Here is an 18862-nt window from a genome sequence, read left to right on the forward strand (position 1 = left end):
ACGCTGAGGCGTCGCTGCGCGTCTTCAGCTCCCATGCAGCCACATCCTTGCCGTCAGCCCCCGCAGGCGGGCATCCAGTACGCCGCGGTCCATCGGTATCGCCACAACCGCCTCGGCGCACTGGATCGCCCGGTCGAGCCCGGCGAAGACAGTCGCGTTTGTCGCGAGGGCACTGCTCCCTTGGTGGTTGCGAAAATTCCCTCACTGCAGCGCCCCGATCGCGAACACATCCGCGCGCTCGATGATCAGGTCGCGGAACAGGCGGGCGCGGTGCGACATCCATTGCGGGTCGGGATAGACGACGTGAAGCGGCAGCGACGGAACGTCGTAGTCGGGTAGCAGATGGATGAGCCTGCCTGACGCAATGTGTTGAACCGCGCACCAGTCCGGCAGCACGGCGGCGCCGAGGCCTTCCAGCGCCGCCAGGGTCATGATGTCGGCGTCGTCGCAGGTGAGCGAGGGCGTGATGCCGACGACGTGGCGGCCGGTTTCGGATTCGAGGCTCCACTCGTTCTTCGGCGACAGCCGCGAATAGGTCACGCAGGGGAGCTGGCGCAGATCATTGGGCAACCGCGGCGGGCGGTGTCTTGCGAGCAGCGATGGCGCCGCAACCAGCAGCCGCTTGACCGTGCCGACGCGCCGCGCGACCAGCGAGCTGGAGCTGAGCACGCCGATGCGGATGGCGAGCTCCGTCCCGGTCTCCACGAGGTCGACGAACTGCTCGGTGAAGCGGATGTCGAGCCGCACCTCGGGATAACGGCGGCCATATTCGGCGAAGACGTCGCTGAAGAAATGGCGGCCGAACGAGGTCGGCACCGTCATCCGCAAGGTGCCCGAGGGCGCGCCGACGCGCTTCGGCGACGGCATGCCCGCGCTCTCGAACAAGCTGACGATGTCCTTGGCGAGCTTGAGGACGCGATCGGCCTCGGCTGTCGGCCGGAGCTTGCGCGTGGTGCGGACGAACAGGCGACAGCCGAACTGCTCCTCCAAGAGCGCGATGCGCTTGGTGATCGCCGGCTGTCCCAGGCCCAGATCGGCCGCGGCCTGGGTGAAGCTGCCGGCTTCCATGACGCGGATGAAGGTCTGCAGCGCGTCGATCCGGTCCATCCATTCCTCCCCGGAATGAGTTTTATTCTCGTCATTCCGTATACGTCAGGAGGCGGGCCGGTCTAGCCTCTCAAAAAATCAAACGGAGGGAGACCATGGAGAAGTCGATTGGCATCGTCGGGGCCGGCATCGGCGGGCTGCACCTGGCGCTGTATCTGCAGAAGAAAGGCATCCAGGCCACGGTTCTGACCGACCGCGAGCCGGAACAGTATGCTGCAACGCGGTTGATGAACACGGTGGCCCATCACGGCATCACCGTGGCGCGCGAGAACGAGCTCGGCGTGAACCACTGGGACAGTCCCGAATTCGTCTATCACCACCACGATCACTACTTCAATTTCCCCGGCAGCCCCCTGCTCTTTCGCGGGGCCTTCAAGCAGCCGAGCCGCGCGGTCGACTACCGGATCTACCTGCCGGCGCTGATGAAGGATTTCGAGGACCGCGGCGGCGCGATCGAATATGCCAGCATCCAGGACGACGACATTCCGGCGCTGGTGGCGCGCTTCGACCTGCTGGTGGTATCGACCGGCAAGGGCGCGCTGGGGCGGATGTTCAGCCACCGGCCGGAGCTGTCGCCCTACAACCAGCCGCAGCGCCTGCTCTGCGTCGGCCTCTATGACGGCGTCGACCACGGCAGCCCCGAGGGCGACGATCCGCGCGGCGTGACGCTGTCGGTCTCTCCGGGCCATGGCGAGATGATCGTGATTCCGACGCTCACCTTCGGCGGCATGAAGACGGCGCTGCTGATGGAGAACATTCCCGGCGGTGACATGGCCGAGCTGGTGTCGCTCAACTACGACGCCGATCCCTCAGCCTTCCGGCAGACGCTGCTCGACAAGCTGGAGAAGCACCATCCGCACACCTACAACCGGATCGACACGCACCGCTTCGATCTGCAGCCGCTGGACCTCTTGCAGGGCGCCGTGGTGCCGACCGTGCGGCGCTCCTCGGTCACCTTCGACGACGGCAAGATCGCGATTGCGCTCGGCGACGTGCACTCCGTGGTCGATCCGATGATGGGCCAGGGTGCCAACATGGCCTCCTATGCCGCGTTCGAACTCGGCAAGGCGATCACCGAGGCGGTGGCGTTCGACGACCGCTTCGTCGAGACGGTCGATCGCGCGCGCGAGAACCGCGTGCTCGCCGCGGCGCGCTGGACCAACCTGATGCTGCAGCCGCCGTCGGAGGCGATGGGCCGGCTGATCTTCACCATGGCGCAGGATCGCGGGCTCTGCGACGAGTTCACCGACAATTTCAACTACCCGGAGCGGCAGTGGGACCGGCTGGCGAGCGAGCGGCGCATTCATGCCTGGATCGACGAGCGGACGCGGCTCGCGGCGTGAGGCGTGATGACGGAGAGCGGCCGATGAGCCATCATCCCGATGCCGCGGGTTTTCGCGCAGCCGCGTCGCGGTTCTCCACCGGCGTGACCGTCGTCACCAGCAGCGATGGCGACGGCGCGCCGGTCGGCATGACCGCCAACAGTTTCACCACGGTCTCGACGCAGCCGCCGACGGTGCTGGTCTCGCTCAAGCGCGGCCGCACCTGGCAGGCGGTGAGCGCGTCCGGCCGCTATGCGGTGAATGTGCTCGCGGCCGATGATGTCGCGATCGGCCGGCATTTCGCCGGCGCGGCCCTCGCACAGGGCGCGCCTGCCTTGGACGCGCGTGACGGCTTCTTCCTGCTGCCGGCGGCCATCGCGCAATTCGGCTGCGAGGTCGTGAGCACGGTCGAGATCGCCGACCACACGGTGTTCATCGGCGAGGTCCGCTGGTGCCGCCACCAGGACGGCCTGCCGCTGGCATTCTACGCCAGCCGGTTTCGCAATGGGCTGGGCGCGGAGATATTGCCAAGCGACGGGCTGGCGTATCCGGCGGAGGGGTGGACGATCTGATCGTGGTGCGCGGTGGGCACGGCGCTGCGCGCCTTTGCCCACCCTCCAAGTCAGTGGAAAATCTGATGCGGTCCGCCGGGACGACTTAGTGAGCCAAACATCGTCACATTGAAGACTGCGGGTCCGGCACAGTCGTGAGGCTCAACCGCCGATCGGTCCGGGGTCGATGCCCCCCGTTGTGGCGGCTCCAGAATGACCGGAGCGCGGCCACGTGACGATCGAACCTAATTTTACTTCCCGTCCGGCGTCGTCGTCAAATGGATCGGCACTGCAGGCACGAGGCCTCAGGCTGATGATCCACAGCAGTTCCGCTCGTCCTGGACTAGCGACGCTCGTTCAGCATCGGGAAGCCGCGCCGATGCCAGACCGGATAGGCCGCCGGCGTGTCGTTCGCGGCGTCGAGCGTGGCCACCTGCTCCGCCGTCAGGCTCCAGCCGACCGCGCCGATATTCTCGATCAGCTGGCTCTCGTTGCGGGCGCCGACGATGATGGTCGCGACCGTCGGGCGCTGCAGCAGCCAGTTCAGCGCCACCTGCGGAATGTTGCGCCCGCCTGTGATTCCCACGCCATCCGCCTTGACCGGAGTGGTCGCGGCTTGATCTAACCGGGGCCGTTTCTCCTTCCCCCCGGGAACCTCAAGCCAATGCGTATCGCCACTTGGAACGTCAATTCGGTCCGGCAGCGGATCGATCACCTCCTGACCTGGCTCAAGGAATGCTCCCCGGACATCGTCTGCCTGCAGGAGATCAAGTGCACGGACGACGCATTCCCAAGGCTCGAGATCGAGGCGCTCGGCTACAACGTGGTGACGCACGGCCAGAAGACCTTCAACGGCGTCGCGCTGTTGTCGAAGCTGCCGTTCGACGAAACCAAGTCCGGGCTCGACGGCGATGCCGAGGACGTGCATGCGCGGTTCCTGGAGGGCGTGGTCAGCCTCAAGAGCGGGGTGGTGCGCATCGCCTGCCTCTACCTGCCCAACGGCAACCCGCCGAACACGGAAAAATATCCCTACAAGCTCAAATGGATGTCGCGGCTTCGTGACTACGCGCGTGAGCGGCTGAAGACCGAGGAGCCGCTGATCCTCGCAGGTGACTTCAACGTGATCCCCGCTGCCGCCGACGTCTCCAACCCCGAGGCCTGGGTCGAGGACGCGCTGTTTCGCCCGGAGACGCGCGAGAGCTTCCAGTCGCTGCTCGGCCTCGGGCTCACCGACGCGCTGCGCGCCGTCACCGATGCGCCGGGGCAGTACACGTTCTGGGACTATCAGGCCGGCGCCTGGCAGAAGAACGCGGGGATCCGGATCGATCACCTGCTGTTGTCGCCGCAGGCCAGCGACCGGCTGGTCGAGGTCGGCATCGACAGCTATGTCAGGGCCTGGGAGAAGCCGTCGGATCACGTGCCGGTGTGGGCCGATTTCGATCTCGAGACGGCGTAACTCGAGGACGGTCCATGACAATCTACACACGGCGGCAATTGTTTCCGCTCGCAATCGTGCCGCTGCTGGCGGCGAAGCCGGTGCTTGCCGCCGACCTGCAGGCCACCATCGCCGGCATCGAAGCCGACAGCGGCGGGCGACTCGGCGTGGCGCTGCTGGACACCGCGAGCGGGGCGCTCAGCGGCCATCGGCTCGACGAGCGTTTCCCGATGTGCAGCACCTTCAAGGCGCTGCTGGCGGGCGCGATCCTCACCAAGGTCGATGCCGGCACCGAGCAGCTCTCGCGCCGCATTCCCATCGCGCAAGGAGACATCCTGTCCTACGCGCCGGTCACCAAGGCCTATGTGGGGACGTCGGGCCTGTCGGTCGGCGAATTGTGCGAGGCGACCGTGACGCTCAGCGACAACACGGCGGCGAATCTGCTGCTGGCGAGCCTCGGCGGCCCCGCCGGCCTGACCCGCGCCATCCGCGGCTTCGGCGACGCCATCACCCGGCTCGACCGCATCGAGCCTGCGCTCAATGAAAGCGTGCCCGGCGATCCCAGGGACACCACGACGCCCGCGGCGATGGCGCAGACCTTGGCGAAGCTGACGACCGGCACGGCGCTGTCGGCGGCATCGCGCGACATCCTGAATGGCTGGCTGATCGCCTGCAAGACCGGTGGCGCCAAGCTGCGCGCCGGCCTGCCCGGCGAATGGCGCATCGGCGACAAGACCGGCGCGGGCGAGCGCGGCAGCAGCAACGATGTCGCTGTGATCTGGCCGACAGGGCGCGCGCCGGTCGTCGTGAGCAGCTATCTCACCGAAACCAAGGCCAGCGACGACAAGCGCAACGCGGTTCACGCAGCGGTCGGCCGAGCCGTCGCCGGCGCGCTCGGGGCCTGAGCCTCGCGATAGATCGCGGCGATCGCGTCGAATCCGGTGCGCAGCTGGCGCATCTGGCGGCCCGCGAGGCGCACGCCGAGACCGGCGCTCTCCGGCAGCAGGCTTGCCGCGGCGTAGAGGCCGTCGATGCAGGACAGCGCATCGGCGAGACGCTGGCGGAGCGCGGTGAGATCGTTCGTCAGCGGCAGCATCAGCACGGCCGAGCCGAATGCGCGATGACCGTTGAAGACGGCGACATCAGGATCGCGCAGCTGCATGCGGTCGATGAGGAGCGGCGCCTCGCCCGTCCGGCGCACGACGAGCGCGGAGTCGAGCTCGCGGAACAAGCGCCCCTGCCCGTCCGGATCATGCATCGTGAAGGCGTCGGTCACGAGGGCCAAAGCATCGGCGGCGCAGTGCAGTTCGAGCACCTGGCATAACGCAGCCCCGGGAAACAGAATACGCGGCTCCGGCCGATAATCGAGCCTGGCGCCGGTCTCGACCCGGAGCAGCACCTGCTCCATGGCACGTGCGCCCGGCTCGGCGCGATGGACTGAGGTGGCGCCCTGCGTGGTCACGCAAACGGCTGCACCCGCATGGAGCGTGAAGCGCTGCGTCAACCGGTCCTCGCCATGCACCGCGCCACTGCCGGTCTGCAGGATCACGCTGAGCAGGTCCGGCCGCTCGGCATCGGTGTGAAAGCTGCGTGTCAGCACGAACGGCCACGCGAACAGCCGGCGGTCGATCACCGTGCGGCCGCCGCGGCGAACGAAGGAGAGATCGAGCCGCGGCGGCTCTGGGGCTGAAGCGCTCACGTGCGGAACAGCACCTCGCGCTCGAGCAGATCGACGATCGCATCAATACCCTCGCCGCGTCGGCAGTTGGTCAAGAGCACCGGACGGCCGCCGCGCACCTCGGCCGCTTCGCGCTGCATGCGATCGAGATCGACGCCGACATGCGGGGCAAGATCGACCTTGTTGATGACCAGGAGATCGGCGCGGATCACGCCGGGGCCGCGCTTGCGCGGGATGTCGTCGCCGCCGGCGACGTCGATCACGAACATCCAGAAATCGGTGAGGTCGCGCGAGAAGGTCGAGGCGAGATTGTCGCCGCCGCTCTCCAGCAGGATCAGCTCGACGCCGGGAAAGCGCCGCTCCAATTCGTCGGCGGCCTCGATGTTGAGCGTCGGGTCCTCGCGGATCACGGTGTGCGGACAGGCGCCGGCTTCGACCGCCGACACGCGCGCCGGGTCGATCAATCCCGAGCGGCGGACGCGCTCGGCATCCTCGGCGGTGACGAGATCGTTGGTGATGACCGCGATGTCGATGCCGCGCGCCTGCAGCGCCGGGATCAGGCGCTCGACCAGAGCGGTCTTGCCGGAGCCGACCGGACCGCCGATGCCGACGCGCGCGGCGGTCATCGGCGCATCGGTGCGGGTGAGAGCGAGACGGCTCATCGCAGCATGAACCTCCTCGCGAGCGGCACGGTCGTCGCAGGCGGGCACATCAGCAGCTTGCCGTCGGCACGGACCTCGAAGGTCTGCGGATCGACCTCGACATGCGGCATCGCCGCGTTGCGGACCATGTCGGTCTTGCGCAGCCGGCGCACGTTCTTGATCTGCACGGTCTCACGGCCGAGCCCAAGCTTGGCGCGGATGCCGACGTCGACCGCGAGCTTCGACATGAAGTTGACGCCGAGCCGCTGTGGCGCTGCGCCGAGCGCACCCCACATCCGCTTCTGGATCATCGGCTCGGAGAGACCCAGACTGCCATTGCCGTCGCCCATCGCGGCCCACACCGGGAAGCCGTTCTTGATCACCATGTAGGGCTTGAGGCCGAACGAGGCGCGCGGCCACAGCACGAGATCGGCCATCTTACCGACCTCGATGGAACCGACGACATGATCGATGCCGACGGCGATGGCGGGATTGATCGTGAGCTTGGCGACGTAGCGCTTGATGCGCTCATTGTCGGCGCGCGCGGTGGTCTCCTCGGGCAGCCGACCGATGCGGTCCTTCATCACGCTGGCGAGCTGCCAGCATTTGGCGACGTTCTCGGCGAGACGTCCCATGCCTTGCGTGTCCGTGCCGAAGATCGAGATCGCGCCCATGTCGTGCAGGAAATCCTCGGCCGCCATCGACTGCGCCCGCACCCGCGCCTCGCCGAACATGACGTCTTCGGGCGCGTTGTAGTTGAGCTGATGACAGATCATCGTCATCGGCACGCCCTCCTCCATGCCGTAGGAGGTGTAGGGATTGGTCGGATTGGTGGAGGACGGGATCACGTTCGGCCAGGACACTACTTTGAGCAGGTCGGGTGCATGGCCGCCTCCGGCGCCCTCGACGTGATACATGTGGATGGTGCGGCCGTCGACCGCCGCCATCGTGTCCTCGCAGAAGCCGTATTCGTTGATCGAGTCGGTGTGCAGATGCACGGCGAAGTCGTTGCGGTCGGCGGCGATCAGGCTCTTGTCGATGACGTCGGGCGCGGCGCCAAAGTCCTCGTGGATCTTGACCGACATGCCGCCGGCCGCAACCGCCTCCTCGACAGCTTCGGGATCGGAGCCGCCGCGGCCGAACAGCGCGTAGTTCAGCGGCGAGAACTCGATCGATTTCAGGAAGTGCCCGAAATTCGGCCCCGAGCCGGAGCCGACATCGAACACCGGCCCGGAGCCGTTGCCGATCATCGTCGTGGTGCCGCCGGCCAGCGCATGGTCCGACTGTTCCGGCGAGATCAGATGCGCGTGGCTTTCGATCGCGCCGGCGGTGACGATGAACGGGCCGCCGGCGATCGGCGCGGTGGTGTGGCCGACCACCATATCCGGATGCACGTCCGGCATCACGTCGGGATTGCCGGCCTTGCCGATGCCGACGATACGCCCGTCGCGGATGCCGATGTCGGCCTTCACGATGCCGGCGACGGCGTCGACGATGGTCGCGTTCTTGACGACGACGTCGAGGATCTTGTGGGACGACGTGCGGTGGCCGGCGATGGCCTCGCCGTCGCGCAGGTTCTTGCCGGCGCCGACCAGGAGCTCATGGCCGTAGGTCGTGTAGTCGTGCTCGATCTCGGCGAGCAGGCTGGTGTCGGCGAGCCGGATGAGATCGCCCTTGGTGGGGCCATACAGCTCGGCATAGGCGCGGCGGGTCAGCGTGGCCATGAGTTCAAGCTCCCAGATAGCCGCGCGACTGCGCGAGTTTCAGCCCGGTCTCGCGCGCGCCGGCCGCGTCGAGCGGGCCGTTGACGAGTCCGGCCTGGCCGCGCACGATGCGGTCGCCGGTGATCGGCACGAGGCGTACCGATTTGGTGACGCCCGGCTCGAAGCGGACGCCGAGTCCCGCCGGACGATCAATCTTCATGCCCCAGGCGGCGGCACGATCGAACAACAGTGCGCGGTTGACCTCGAAGAAATGGGTGTGGCTGCGCACCTGGATGTCCCGGTCGCCGGTGTTGACGACGTCGAGCGTGACCGCCGGCAGCTCAGTGAACATCGCGATGTCGTCGCCGCCCGCAATGATTTCGCCGGGCACGAACTCGTCACCCGCAGTGCCGTCGGCCGGCTGGATCGGCTCGAACAGCGCCATCACCTTGGTGCCCTCGGCAAACATCAGCTCGACATAGAGCATCGGGATCATCTGGGCGACGCCGGGCTCGACGTCGTCGGTCGTGAGCAGCCGTCCCGCCATGTCGCGGATCTCGGCATAGGGCAGATTGCGGCGCGCCGCGGTCATCACCTCGTCGGTGATGTAGGCCACCGCCTCCGGATGGCTGAGCCTGATGCCGAGCAAGCGGTTGCGCCGCGCCATCTGCGCGGCGTTGAAGATCACGAGACGATCCATCTCGGTCGGCGACAGGTTCATCATGGCGCGGCACCTCTGGTCAGGTCGTGAACATGCGCACGTGCCGCAGCGGACCGCGCGACACGGCGATGTCGATGAAGGGCGTGAAGCTCGACGGCATCGCGTCGTCGTCGGGTGTCTCGTCGAGCAGATCAGCGAGCCGTGCGCGGGCAAGCGCGAGGCTGCGCTGCGACTCGATGTGGCCGATCAGGCCGAGCCGCACGGCGGCGCTGACGAGGCCGGCGACGAGGGTCCAGCCGGAGACCAGTTCGGCCGCGTCGAGGCCAAGGCCGGCATCGCGGCCGGTGATGGCTTGTACCACCGGCAGATGTCCGAGCCGCGCATCGGCAGAAGCGCGGGCACGGTACGCCTGAGACAACGGACCGGCGAGCTTGACCCAGACGCCGAGCAGCGCCCTGCCCGCGCGCCGCGAGCCCTCGCGCATCTCGGCCGACGGCGTTGTCGCCTCGGCGAGGCGATCCACGGCGGCGATCGCGGCAATGTCGTCGGCGTGCCAGGCGCGGCGGAGCAGGATGCGATCCATGCTGGCCCAGCGCTGCGCGAGGTGATCGGCAATAACGCCGTCGAGGTCGGCGCGACCGGACAGCAGGCCGTCGGCCGCGAGGCCTTCGATGCCCCAGGAGAACGCAAAGCCGCCGGCGGGAAAGGCACTGTCGCCGAGCTGCAGCAGCGCGAGCACCTCGCCGCGGTCAAACATGATCGCGCTCCACGACCTCGCCGGCATCGAGCAGCGGCTGGATGCGGGCGCGATAGGTGTCGAGCGGGGCATCGAGCAGCACGATCAGATGATCGTCTTCGAAGCGGACGCGCCAGTGCAGGTTGCCGGCGTGCCAGCCGAGCTTCAGCGCACAGGCCGGATCGCGCGCGCGCAGGTGCCAGACCTGCTCCTCACCGAAGCGGGCGATGATCGCGCGATCGGAATCGAGATGCAGCAGCGCGCCGTCGACGAGCTGTTCGTCTCGATCGAGGCTGACGGCGCAGTCGGTGCCGCGATCGGTGGTCAGCCGGAAGCGCCTGCGGCCGGCGTCCTCCGGCGGCACGAACAACAGCTCGATGCCGCCGCGATGCTCCAGCGCATGGAGCCGGCCGGCATAGGCCCTGTCGTCGGCGCGTCCTATGATGCCGTGCAAACGGAGCATCGGCGTGATTTCCTCTCGTTGACGTCATCACTGTCATTCCGGGGCAGCCCGCCAGGGCTGAACCCGGAATCTCGAGATCCTCAGGTACGCAATTGCGCACCATAGTTCGATGCTGTCGCATCGCCCCGGAATGACTGTGGAGACGGTTGGTACCTCCCAGCGCACTACCGCAGCGTCGCCGACACCTCCTGCGACGTCACGAGAATGACCTCGCCGTCGAGGATCGGCTTGGCGACGCCGAAGAAGGTCGCCACCGCGGCGGAGCCGTTGTGGCGGTCCATCGCGGCCTTGTCGGCGAAGCGCTCGTAGGTGGTGAACAGACCGGGCTCGGTCTCGCTCTGCGAGATGAAGAACCCGATCGTCTCCGGCTCGTTGGCCGCGACATGGGCCGCGACGGCGACGAGAGCGTCGCGCATCGTGGCCTCGTGTCCCGCCTTGGCCCTGATGACCGCGGTGATGGTGATCATCAGAAGGTCTTCCAGTCGCCGTCGGCCTCGAACGCCGCCGCCGCCTGGTAGATGGTGGATTCGGCGTAGTCCTTGCCGATCAGCATCAGGCCGACCGGCAGGCCGTCCGAGAGGCCGCACGGCAGGGTCATCGCCGGATGGCCTGTCACGTCGAACGGGCTGGTCGTCGCGGTCATCTCGAAGGCGCGCTGCACCACCTCGGCGAGCGGCGCATCCTTGGCCGGGATCGGCGTGGCGACGCACGGCAGGGTCGGCATCAGCAGCAGGTCGTAGGAGCCGAACATGGCATCATAGGCCGCCTTGGCCTGAATCGCGATGTTGCGCGACTTGGCGTAATAGCGGCCGCGATAGTGCTCGAGGCCCCACTGCCCGACCAGCATGGTCAGCTTCAACGTCACCGACAGATCGTCGGCGCGCGTGCGCCAGCCGGAATGCGCATCGAGCAGACCGACGTCGTAGAGGCCCTTCCAGTTGAACCCCATGCCGTTGCCGAGCATCATCTGCACGAGGAAGCCTTCGAGCGTGATTGGATTCCATGCCGCCAGCGCATGCATGTGTTCGGGGATCGAGACTTCCGACACGCTCGCGCCCATCTTGGCGAAGCGCTCCGCGCCAGCCTTGACCTTGGCGACCACGCCCTCTTCCATGTTGGGCGCGCTGAAGCCTTCCTTGAGCACGCCGATCTTGAGACCCTTGACGCCCTTGCCGAGCGCCTCGGTGTAGGCCGAGACCTTCGGCGCATATTGCCGGGGATCGAGACCGTCGGCGCCGGCCAGCACTTCGAGCAGCAGCGCATTGTCGGCGACCGACTTGGTCATCGGCCCGGTGTGGTCGATCGTCGATTCGATCGGCATCACGCCGGTGTAGGGCACGAGGCCGTGGGTCGCCTTCATGCCGTAGATGCCGCAATAGGAAGCTGGAATGCGGATCGAGCCGCCCTGGTCGCCGCCGATCGCCATGTCGACCTCGCCGGCCGCCACCAGCGCGGCGCTGCCCGACGACGAGCCGCCGGCCGAATAGCCCATCTTCCAGGGGTTGTGCACCGGCGCCGGATCGGAGGTGTGGCTGCCGCCGGACAGGCAGAAGTGCTCGCACACCGCCTTGCCGACGATGGTGCCGCCGGCATCGAGAATGCGGGAGACGATGGTGGCGTCGGCGGCGGGAATGAAACCTTCGAGCGTGGTCGAGCCGTTCATCATGGGAACGCCGGCGAGCGCGACGTTGTCCTTCAGCACGACGCTACGGCCGGCGAGCTTGCCGCCCGCTGCGCCCTTGACCTCGGTCTTGATCGCCCAGGCGTTGTACTTGTTCTCCTTCGGCATCGGCTTGGCGCCCGGCGTGCGCGGATATTTCACCGGCGGCAGCGGGTTCGGCAGCTCGTCAATGATATCGTACTGGTCGAACATGCCGCCCATCAGCGACAGATATTCGGCGGCCTCCTCGACCGTCATGTTCATGTGCAGGCTGGCGGCGAGATCGGCGACTTCCTCGGCATTCGGGCGTTTGATGGACATGAGTCATCCTTTCTTGTGAGGACAAGCTGGGCAGAGACAGCAGATTGTCAGTTCAATGGGCCGGCGCAGCTGCGCCGGTACGGGCTCTAGCTCGGGACCATCTGACCTTCCCGGGCCAGGAGAGTCTCACGGTCGAGTTCCTCGGTGATACGCCCCTTCTGGATGTGCAGGATGCGGTCCGATATCGACGTGATGAATTCGAGGTTCTGCTCGACCACGATCAAAGACATCTTCCAGCGCGACTTCAACGCCAGCAGCGTCTCGATGATCTCCTCGATGATCGACGGCTGGATGCCTTCGGTCGGTTCGTCCAACAGGATCAGCTTCGGCTTGGTGCACAGGCAGCGTGCCAGCGCCAGCAATTGCTGCTCGCCGCCGGACAGCGCGCCGCCGCGGCGGTCGAGCAGGCGGACCAGCCGCGGAAAATCCTGCAGCACGGCATCGATGACGCTACGGTCCTCCTTGGGAGCCGCGGCGAGCCCCATGCGCAGATTTTCCATGACCGAAAGGTCCGGAAAGATCTCCCGGCCCTGCGGCACCAGGCCGATGCCGAGCCGCGAGCGCTCGTGCGGCTTCAGATGCGTGATGGCTCGGCCTGCGAACACCACCGAGCCGTCGGTGGTTGGCAGATGCCCCATCAGCGTGCGCAACGCCGTGGTCTTGCCCATGCCGTTATGGCCGAGGATGCCGAGATATTCGCCGTCGGCGACCGTCAGGTCGACGCCAAACAGGATCGGGATCCGGCCATAGCCGGACTTGAGCCCGTTGACTTCGAGAAGCGCACTCATGCCGCCACCTTCTTGCCGAGATAGACGTCGCGGACGCGCTGGTCGGCGAGCACCTTGTCCACGGTGTCCTCGACCAGCACGCGGCCCTGGTGGAACACCGTCACGCGCTTGGCGATCTGCTTGATGAACTCCATGTCGTGCTCGACGACCACGATCGCACGGGTCTGGTTGATCTCGCGGATGATCGCAGCGGTGTGGAAGGTCTCCTCGTCGGTCATCCCCGCGGCGGGCTCGTCGAGCAGGATCAGCTCGGGCTCGGCGGCGAGCACCATGCCGATCTCGACCCATTGGCGCTGGCCGTGCGACAGCGTCGCGACGATGCTGTCGGCGTAGTCGGTCAGCCGGATCATCTCGAGCACGGCATTGACCGCCGGGCCCTGCTGGCGCGGGGTCGCCTTGCGGCGCACCGCCATCCAGATGTTCTCGCGCACCGAGAGGCCGTTGAATACGTTCGGGACCTGGGTCTTGATGCCGATGCCCATGCGCGCGATCTCGTGCGACAGCTTGCCGGCGATCGGCATGCCGCGGAACGCGATGCTGCCCGACGTTGGCACCAGTTGTCCCGTCAGCGTCTTGAAGAACGTGCTCTTGCCGGCGCCGTTCGGGCCGATCAGGCAGCGCAACTCCATCTCCTGCAGGGTGAAGGTGATGTCGTCATTGGCGACGACGCCGCCGAAGCGCATCGTCAGGTGCTCGGCCTTGAGCAGAGGAACGAGGTCCGCCATGTCATTCGGCTCCTGCAGGATGCGGCGCCGCAGCGGATTGCACCGGTGGACCATTGGCTTTCGGCTTGGAGGCCGGCATCAGCCGCATCACGAGATCGCGGGCGGTCGGCACCATGCCCTTCGGCAGCAGCAGCACGAAGATCACCAGCACGCCGCCGAGCACGAGGTTGGAGTTCAACAGCTGCTGCGAGCCGATATAGGCGACGATGTATTCGATGACGACGCAGCCGATGATCGGCCCCAACAAGGTGCCGAGCCCGCCGACCGTGATCCAGATGATGATCTCCGCCGACAGCGACAGGCTGAAGATGGTCGGACTGACGAAGGCGCCCCAGTTGACGTAGAGCGCGCCGGCAAGCCCAGCGATCGCACCGCCGAGGATGAAGGTCAGGCACTTCACCAGCCGCGGGTCGTAGCCGAGCAGCGAGGCCCGCACCTCGTTCTCGCGCACCGCGACGATGATGCGCCCGGCCGGCAACGCCAGCAGCAGACGCAGCAGCAGGAACACGCCGAGCAGCACATAGGCCGTGGTCCACCACGACTGCTCGGGCGACAGCACGGTCGAGGGATCGAACGGCATGTTGAAGGTCGGCACCGCCGGCATGCCGTTGAAGCCGCCGAGCAGCGCCTTGCCGATCTTGTACGCATCGCCCGAGGTCGAGTTGACCGAGTTGAACAGGATCAGGGTCACCGTGAGCGTGATGACGCCGAGATAGACGTCGGAGATGCGGCCGAAGAAGATGAAATAGCCGAGGATCGCCGCGAACGTCGCCGGGACCGCGATGGCCACCAGGATCGCAGGCGTCGAGTCCTGGAAATTGATGGCCGCGATCGCATAGGCATAGCCGCCGAGCCCGAAGAACGCGGTCTGTCCGAACGACAGGATGCCGCCGAAGCCCCAGATGAAGGCGAGGCTGAGCGCCAGCACCGCCATTGCAGCGAACAGCGTCAGCTGCATCAGCGCGAACAGCTCGATCACGCTCGGCACGATCGCAATCGCTACGATGGCAAGGACGATCGCGCCCACCTGGCCGGAAAGACGGAGGTGCTTGTCCATCACAGGTTTCCCTTGAAGAAGCGCCCGGAGATGCCCTGCGGCAGCAAGCGGATCAGCACGATCGCGGTGGTGAAGACGATCACCTCGCCATAGACGGGCGTGGTGAAATAGGCGCCGATCTGGTTGACCGAGCCGAACAGGCTCGCGGCCGAGAGCGTACCGGAGAGGATCGCGGCGCCGCCGCCGACCACGGTCATGAACGCCTTCGCGACATAGGCGCCGCCCATCACGGGGGTGATGCCGGACACCGGCGCCAGCAGGCCGCCGGCGAGGCCGGTCACGGCCGCACCGAGCGCGAAGGTGCTCATGTAGACCCGGGCCGGGTTGACGCCGAGCGTCGCCGCCATCGCCGGATTCTGCATCGTGGCGCGGGCGACCAGGCCGAAACGGGTGTAGCGCATCACGCCGTAGATGATCGCCATCATGACGGCCGCCATCAAGGCAAGGAACAGCGTGTAGTAGCTCGACTGATACGAGCCAATCGAAAAGCCGCCGAGCGGCGTCGGCACGCCCTGCTGGGTGTTGCCATAGATCGTCGTGATGATCCCGATGATCAGGAGGCTGAGGCCCCAGGTCGCGAGCATCGAATCGACGAGACGGCCATAGAGGAAGCGGATCAGGCAGCGCTCGATGACAAGGCCCACGATGCCGACGAACAGCGGCGCGATGATCAGCATCGCGATCCAGATGTTCACACCGGCATTGGCGGAAATGACGGTCGCATAGGCGCCGAGCATGATGAATTCGCCATGGGCGAGATTGATGATCTTCATCATGCCGAAGATGATCGCCAGTCCCAGGCAGAGCAGGAACAGCGACGAGATTCCATTGAGGACGTCGAGCGCGAGGATGACGTAGATCGCCATGCGTCAGGTCTTTCAGGGCAGTCCAGGGACACCGGGCCCCGCCGGATGGCGGGACCCGGCAGGCGTCAGAGATTGATGATGTACTGCTTGGTGTCGGTGGGGTTCTTGACGAGGTCGCAGACACTCGCGGTGTCCGCCGGCTTGGCGTCGGTGTAGGTCTCCAGCACCGACCATTTGCGGTCCTTCACCTCGGCAAGGAACGCGTTGCGAACCGTGTGATGGGTCGGCTTGTCCAGCGAGACCTTGCCGCTGGGGCCGTCGAAGACGAGGCCGCTTTCGAGCGCCTCGATCACCTTCATGCGGTCGATGCTGCCGGCCTTCTTGACGCCCTCGGCCCACAGCATCACGCCTTCATAGGTGCACGAGGCGAGCTCGCTGATGTAAGGCGAATCCGGATGCGCCTTCTTGATCTTCTCGACGAAGCTCTTGGAGGCCGGCGTGGTCAGCTCCTCGAAATAGCCGTAGGCGCCAATGACCCCATCGCTTTCCGCCGCGTCCAGCGTCGAGGGCTCGTTGACGAGCCCAAAGGTGGTCGAGGCGATCGGGATCTTCGATTTCATGCCGGCGGCAGTCCACTGCCGGTAGAATGCGGTGTGGTTGCCGCCGACCAGCGCCGACAGGATGAGGTCGGGCTTGGCCGCCTGGATCTTCGAGATGGTCGAGCCGAAATTGGTGACGTCGAGCGGGAAGAAGTCGGTCGAGAGAATCTCGCCGCCATTGTCCTTGCAGTACTTGGTCATCCACTTCGCGGTGATCTGACCGTAATTGTAGTCGGCCGCGATGATGTAGGCCTTCTTGCCCGACTTCTTCATCGCGCTCGGCACAAGCTTCTCGACCGTCTGCGCCGGCGTGGTGCCGGTGCAGAACGTGTTGCGGTCGCAGACGCCGCCTTCGTACAGCGTGTTGTAGAAGTACAGCACCTTGAAGCGGTCGAAGGTCGGCCGGATCGCCTCGCGCGAGGCCGAGGTGATGCCGCCATGGACGACGTCGACCTTGTCCTTCACCGCCAGCTGCTGGGCATATTGCGAGTACAGCTGGATGTTGGACTGGGTGTCGTAGTGGATCACCTTCAAGGGACGGCCGAGCAGGCCGCCGGCGGCATTGATCTCATCGACGGCAAGCTGCAGCGCGTAGACCATCGGCGTGCCGGAGGTGCCGATCGGGCCCGACTGGTCGTGCAGGCTGCCGACCGTGATCGGGTTCTCGGCCGCGAGCGCGCCTGAGCGGAACACCGCAGGTGCCGCGATCAAGGTCGACGTCGCGATGGCCGAGCGTTGCAGAAAACGACGGCGGGAAAAAATCATCAGGGGTCCCCATCGGTTGGTGATGCTGTTGCACAAGTCGCGCAAAGTTTAAAATTACAATATTTGAAAAGGCAAGTGTTTTTTGGGGCGCACCTTGCGCGTCAGCGCGAGGCGACGACCGCGAAGTCGTAGCCGTCCAGCTCGGCGAGGTGGATCGGGTGCCGGCCGCCAACCACCGGCTGTGCCTCCGTGCCGCGCGCGGTGCGCCGCTGCAGCGTGCGCCCGAAGAAGCGCCTGAGAACGCGCGCATCGAAGCTCTCGGCGCGCTCGATCAGCGCGGCGAGCGCGTGAATGCCCTCGTAGCAGGACTCGCCATAGCCGTTCGCGGGCGGCGGGTTGTCGCCGAACGCCGTGTAGTAACGCTCCAGGAAGGCGCCGTTGTTGCGCGAGCGCAGCGATGCAAAGTAGCTGGAGGCGACGAACACGTTCTCGGTCTCGCTGCTGTCGAGTCCATAGACGATGGTCTCGTCGAAGGCCGAGGAGAAGCGCAGAACGTGGCGGCTGAGCCCGGCGGCGCAGAAGGCGCGGCTGAACACGATGCAGTCGAAGCCGAGAAAGACCGGGAGAACGACGTCGCTGCGCGTGGTCTTGATACGATCGAGCATCTCGTCGAAATCATGCACGCCGACCGGCACGTAGTGCTCTCCGGTGACGACGCCGCCGTATCGCGCGATCAGGCGCTTGGCGATGTCGAGCGAGGAACGCGGCCAGATGTAGTCGTTGCCGCACAGGAAGAAGCGCCGGGCGCGCTTGCACTCCGAGAGCCATTGGATCGCGGGTGCCAGCAATTCGCCGGCGGTCTCGCCCGTGGTCATCACATCGCTGTTCGCCGGCAGGCCCTCGAACTGGGGCGTGTAGACGAACGGCACGCGGCCGCGCGCGGCTTGCGCGACAGGATCTCGCGCGTAGCTCGGCAGCATGCCGACGAGGCCGTCGACGGCGAACTCGTCGACCGCTTCGACCGCGGCCCGACCCGCGCTGGCGGCGGTTGCGCCGGCGTCGATGACGATCAGCTCGACCTGTCGGCGGCGGATGCCGGCGGCCTGGTTCAGCTCGGTCACGGCCAGCCGCCCACAGGCTTCCGCGGAGGGTGCCCACAACCCCGCCGAGCCGCGCTGAGGAATGATCAGGCCGATCCGAACGCTGTGCAAACGTGCCGCCTCTGCTGTTGCCGAGGATTTGCACTCACGAATCGTGCCAAGCGCGTTTTGGCGTCATCGCGGTCGTTCGGTACCAAAGTTCGCCGATTTTGGTTCTGGAACCTGACGCTGGTCAGAACATCGGCGCGCCGACGCCTATTCGTTAGGCATCCGCTGCCTTGGCCTCGATGTGTCGTCGCGACCCGCGACTCACCGCGCGGGACCGAGGGTTTTGCGCATCGGATAGGAGGCCGCGGTGCCGAACTTGCCGGCGGGCACGCCGACATCGACGTAGCCGCGGGCGAGATAGAATCGATGCGCGGTCTCGGTGCTCAACAAGGCGATCTCCCTTGCACCAAGCGCGACCGCCCGCCGCTCCAGCTCGGCCACCAGCGCCGAGCTGATGCCGCGAAACCGGGCTTGCGGCGACACGTAGTTGACCGTGATCTCGCCGGGATGGGCGAGCCCGCCGACCGCGAGAATCGCACCATCCTCGACCGCGACCAGCAGTGAGCGCCCCTGCCCGTCCGCCCACTGCGCCACGTTCTGGGGTGTCTTGTTGGCCAGCCAGCGCGCCAGGATCTGCGGGTCGCCGCGGTGGTCGTCCCTGCACAATTCGGAAATCGAGGCCCGCAACACGGCGCAGGCCGCCTCGGCATCGTCAGCCGTCGCATCGCGGATGATCATCGCAGCCCCTCTCTCGAA

General features: G+C 66.5%; 21 protein-coding genes. 4 read left to right on the forward strand and 17 right to left on the reverse strand.

The genetic code is table 11. The annotated features are described in order from the left end of the window. Positions 1 to 201: 201 nt before the first annotated feature. A complete protein-coding gene (locus tag QW887_RS04935; protein ID WP_315827517.1) occupies positions 202 to 1107 on the reverse strand; it encodes a LysR family transcriptional regulator in 906 nt (301 codons plus the stop codon). Between the two features lie 95 nt (positions 1108 to 1202). On the opposite strand from QW887_RS04935, the gene styA reads away from it, so the two are divergent. Together styA and QW887_RS04945 are read left to right on the forward strand one after the other, a co-directional pair. After that, on the forward strand, positions 1203 to 2450 hold the full coding sequence (gene styA, locus QW887_RS04940) for a styrene monooxygenase subunit StyA (RefSeq protein WP_316165311.1): 1248 nt from the start codon (positions 1203 to 1205) through the stop codon (positions 2448 to 2450). Positions 2451 to 2473: 23 nt separating this feature from the next. After that, entirely contained in the window at positions 2474 to 3001 is a 528-nt protein-coding gene (locus tag QW887_RS04945) for a flavin reductase family protein (RefSeq protein WP_316165309.1), read from the forward strand. Between the two features lie 322 nt (positions 3002 to 3323). On the opposite strand, the gene QW887_RS04950 is transcribed toward QW887_RS04945, so the two are convergent. Continuing rightward, a complete protein-coding gene (locus QW887_RS04950) occupies positions 3324 to 3566 on the reverse strand; it encodes an aldo/keto reductase (RefSeq protein WP_316165307.1) in 243 nt (80 codons plus the stop codon). Positions 3567 to 3644: 78 nt separating this feature from the next. On the opposite strand from QW887_RS04950, the gene xth reads away from it, so the two are divergent. Next, positions 3645 to 4436: an exodeoxyribonuclease III gene (gene xth, locus QW887_RS04955; protein ID WP_316186114.1), complete on the forward strand. Its 792-nt coding sequence runs from the start codon at positions 3645 to 3647 to the stop codon at positions 4434 to 4436. A 14-nt stretch (positions 4437 to 4450) separates the two neighbouring features. Further along, positions 4451 to 5320, forward strand: coding sequence for a class A beta-lactamase (gene bla / locus QW887_RS04960; protein ID WP_316194215.1), 870 nt, complete (start codon positions 4451 to 4453; stop codon positions 5318 to 5320). On the opposite strand, the gene QW887_RS04965 is transcribed toward bla, so the two are convergent. From QW887_RS04965 to QW887_RS05035, 15 genes are all read right to left on the reverse strand, one after another. Then, positions 5275 to 6114 carry an urease accessory protein UreD gene (locus QW887_RS04965; RefSeq protein WP_316194216.1) on the reverse strand — a complete coding sequence of 280 codons (840 nt, stop codon included), beginning with the start codon at positions 6112 to 6114 and terminating at the stop codon, positions 5275 to 5277. The genes bla and QW887_RS04965 overlap by 46 nt on opposite strands. Further along, complete coding sequence (gene ureG, locus QW887_RS04970) at positions 6111 to 6755, reverse strand: urease accessory protein UreG (RefSeq protein ID WP_316194217.1); 645 nt, start codon at positions 6753 to 6755, stop codon at positions 6111 to 6113. The genes QW887_RS04965 and ureG overlap by 4 nt, the downstream gene beginning before the upstream one ends. Then, a complete protein-coding gene (gene ureC, locus QW887_RS04975) occupies positions 6752 to 8458 on the reverse strand; it encodes an urease subunit alpha (RefSeq protein ID WP_316172803.1) in 1707 nt (568 codons plus the stop codon). The genes ureG and ureC overlap by 4 nt, the downstream gene beginning before the upstream one ends. A 4-nt stretch (positions 8459 to 8462) precedes the next feature. Continuing rightward, positions 8463 to 9161: an urease subunit beta gene (gene ureB, locus QW887_RS04980; protein ID WP_315711684.1), complete on the reverse strand. Its 699-nt coding sequence runs from the start codon at positions 9159 to 9161 to the stop codon at positions 8463 to 8465. A gap of 16 nt (positions 9162 to 9177) precedes the next feature. Continuing rightward, positions 9178 to 9855 carry an urease accessory protein UreF gene (locus QW887_RS04985; protein ID WP_316186111.1) on the reverse strand — a complete coding sequence of 226 codons (678 nt, stop codon included), beginning with the start codon at positions 9853 to 9855 and terminating at the stop codon, positions 9178 to 9180. Beyond that, the gene (gene ureE, locus QW887_RS04990) at positions 9848 to 10297 is read right to left on the reverse strand and encodes an urease accessory protein UreE (protein WP_316170159.1); all 450 of its coding nucleotides are present in this window, start codon (positions 10295 to 10297) and stop codon (positions 9848 to 9850) included. The genes QW887_RS04985 and ureE overlap by 8 nt, the downstream gene beginning before the upstream one ends. Positions 10298 to 10461: 164 nt before the next feature. Then, entirely contained in the window at positions 10462 to 10764 is a 303-nt protein-coding gene (locus tag QW887_RS04995) for a putative quinol monooxygenase (protein WP_316170158.1), read from the reverse strand. Next, positions 10764 to 12278: an amidase gene (locus QW887_RS05000; protein ID WP_316170157.1), complete on the reverse strand. Its 1515-nt coding sequence runs from the start codon at positions 12276 to 12278 to the stop codon at positions 10764 to 10766. Before QW887_RS05000 ends, QW887_RS04995 begins: the two co-directional genes overlap by 1 nt. A gap of 86 nt (positions 12279 to 12364) precedes the next feature. Then, positions 12365 to 13066, reverse strand: coding sequence for an ABC transporter ATP-binding protein (locus QW887_RS05005; RefSeq protein ID WP_316194218.1), 702 nt, complete (start codon positions 13064 to 13066; stop codon positions 12365 to 12367). Beyond that, positions 13063 to 13791, reverse strand: a complete 729-nt coding sequence (locus tag QW887_RS05010; protein WP_315711676.1) for an ATP-binding cassette domain-containing protein — start codon at positions 13789 to 13791, stop codon at positions 13063 to 13065. Before QW887_RS05010 ends, QW887_RS05005 begins: the two co-directional genes overlap by 4 nt. 1 nt (position 13792) lies before the next feature. Continuing rightward, positions 13793 to 14848 carry a branched-chain amino acid ABC transporter permease gene (locus tag QW887_RS05015; protein WP_316194219.1) on the reverse strand — a complete coding sequence of 352 codons (1056 nt, stop codon included), beginning with the start codon at positions 14846 to 14848 and terminating at the stop codon, positions 13793 to 13795. After that, positions 14848 to 15714, reverse strand: a complete 867-nt coding sequence (locus tag QW887_RS05020; protein WP_315711674.1) for an ABC transporter permease subunit — start codon at positions 15712 to 15714, stop codon at positions 14848 to 14850. Before QW887_RS05020 ends, QW887_RS05015 begins: the two co-directional genes overlap by 1 nt. Before the next feature lie 65 nt (positions 15715 to 15779). Further along, positions 15780 to 17018: an ABC transporter substrate-binding protein gene (locus tag QW887_RS05025; protein ID WP_316170155.1), complete on the reverse strand. Its 1239-nt coding sequence runs from the start codon at positions 17016 to 17018 to the stop codon at positions 15780 to 15782. A gap of 101 nt (positions 17019 to 17119) precedes the next feature. Then, the gene (locus tag QW887_RS05030) at positions 17120 to 18169 is read right to left on the reverse strand and encodes a substrate-binding domain-containing protein (protein ID WP_316194220.1); all 1050 of its coding nucleotides are present in this window, start codon (positions 18167 to 18169) and stop codon (positions 17120 to 17122) included. A 198-nt stretch (positions 18170 to 18367) separates the two neighbouring features. Continuing rightward, on the reverse strand, positions 18368 to 18844 hold the full coding sequence (locus QW887_RS05035) for a GNAT family N-acetyltransferase (RefSeq protein ID WP_316170153.1): 477 nt from the start codon (positions 18842 to 18844) through the stop codon (positions 18368 to 18370). Positions 18845 to 18862 lie beyond the last annotated feature (18 nt).

The organism is Bradyrhizobium sp. SZCCHNRI3052 (assembly GCF_032484895.1).
GTDB lineage: Bacteria > Pseudomonadota > Alphaproteobacteria > Rhizobiales > Xanthobacteraceae > Bradyrhizobium.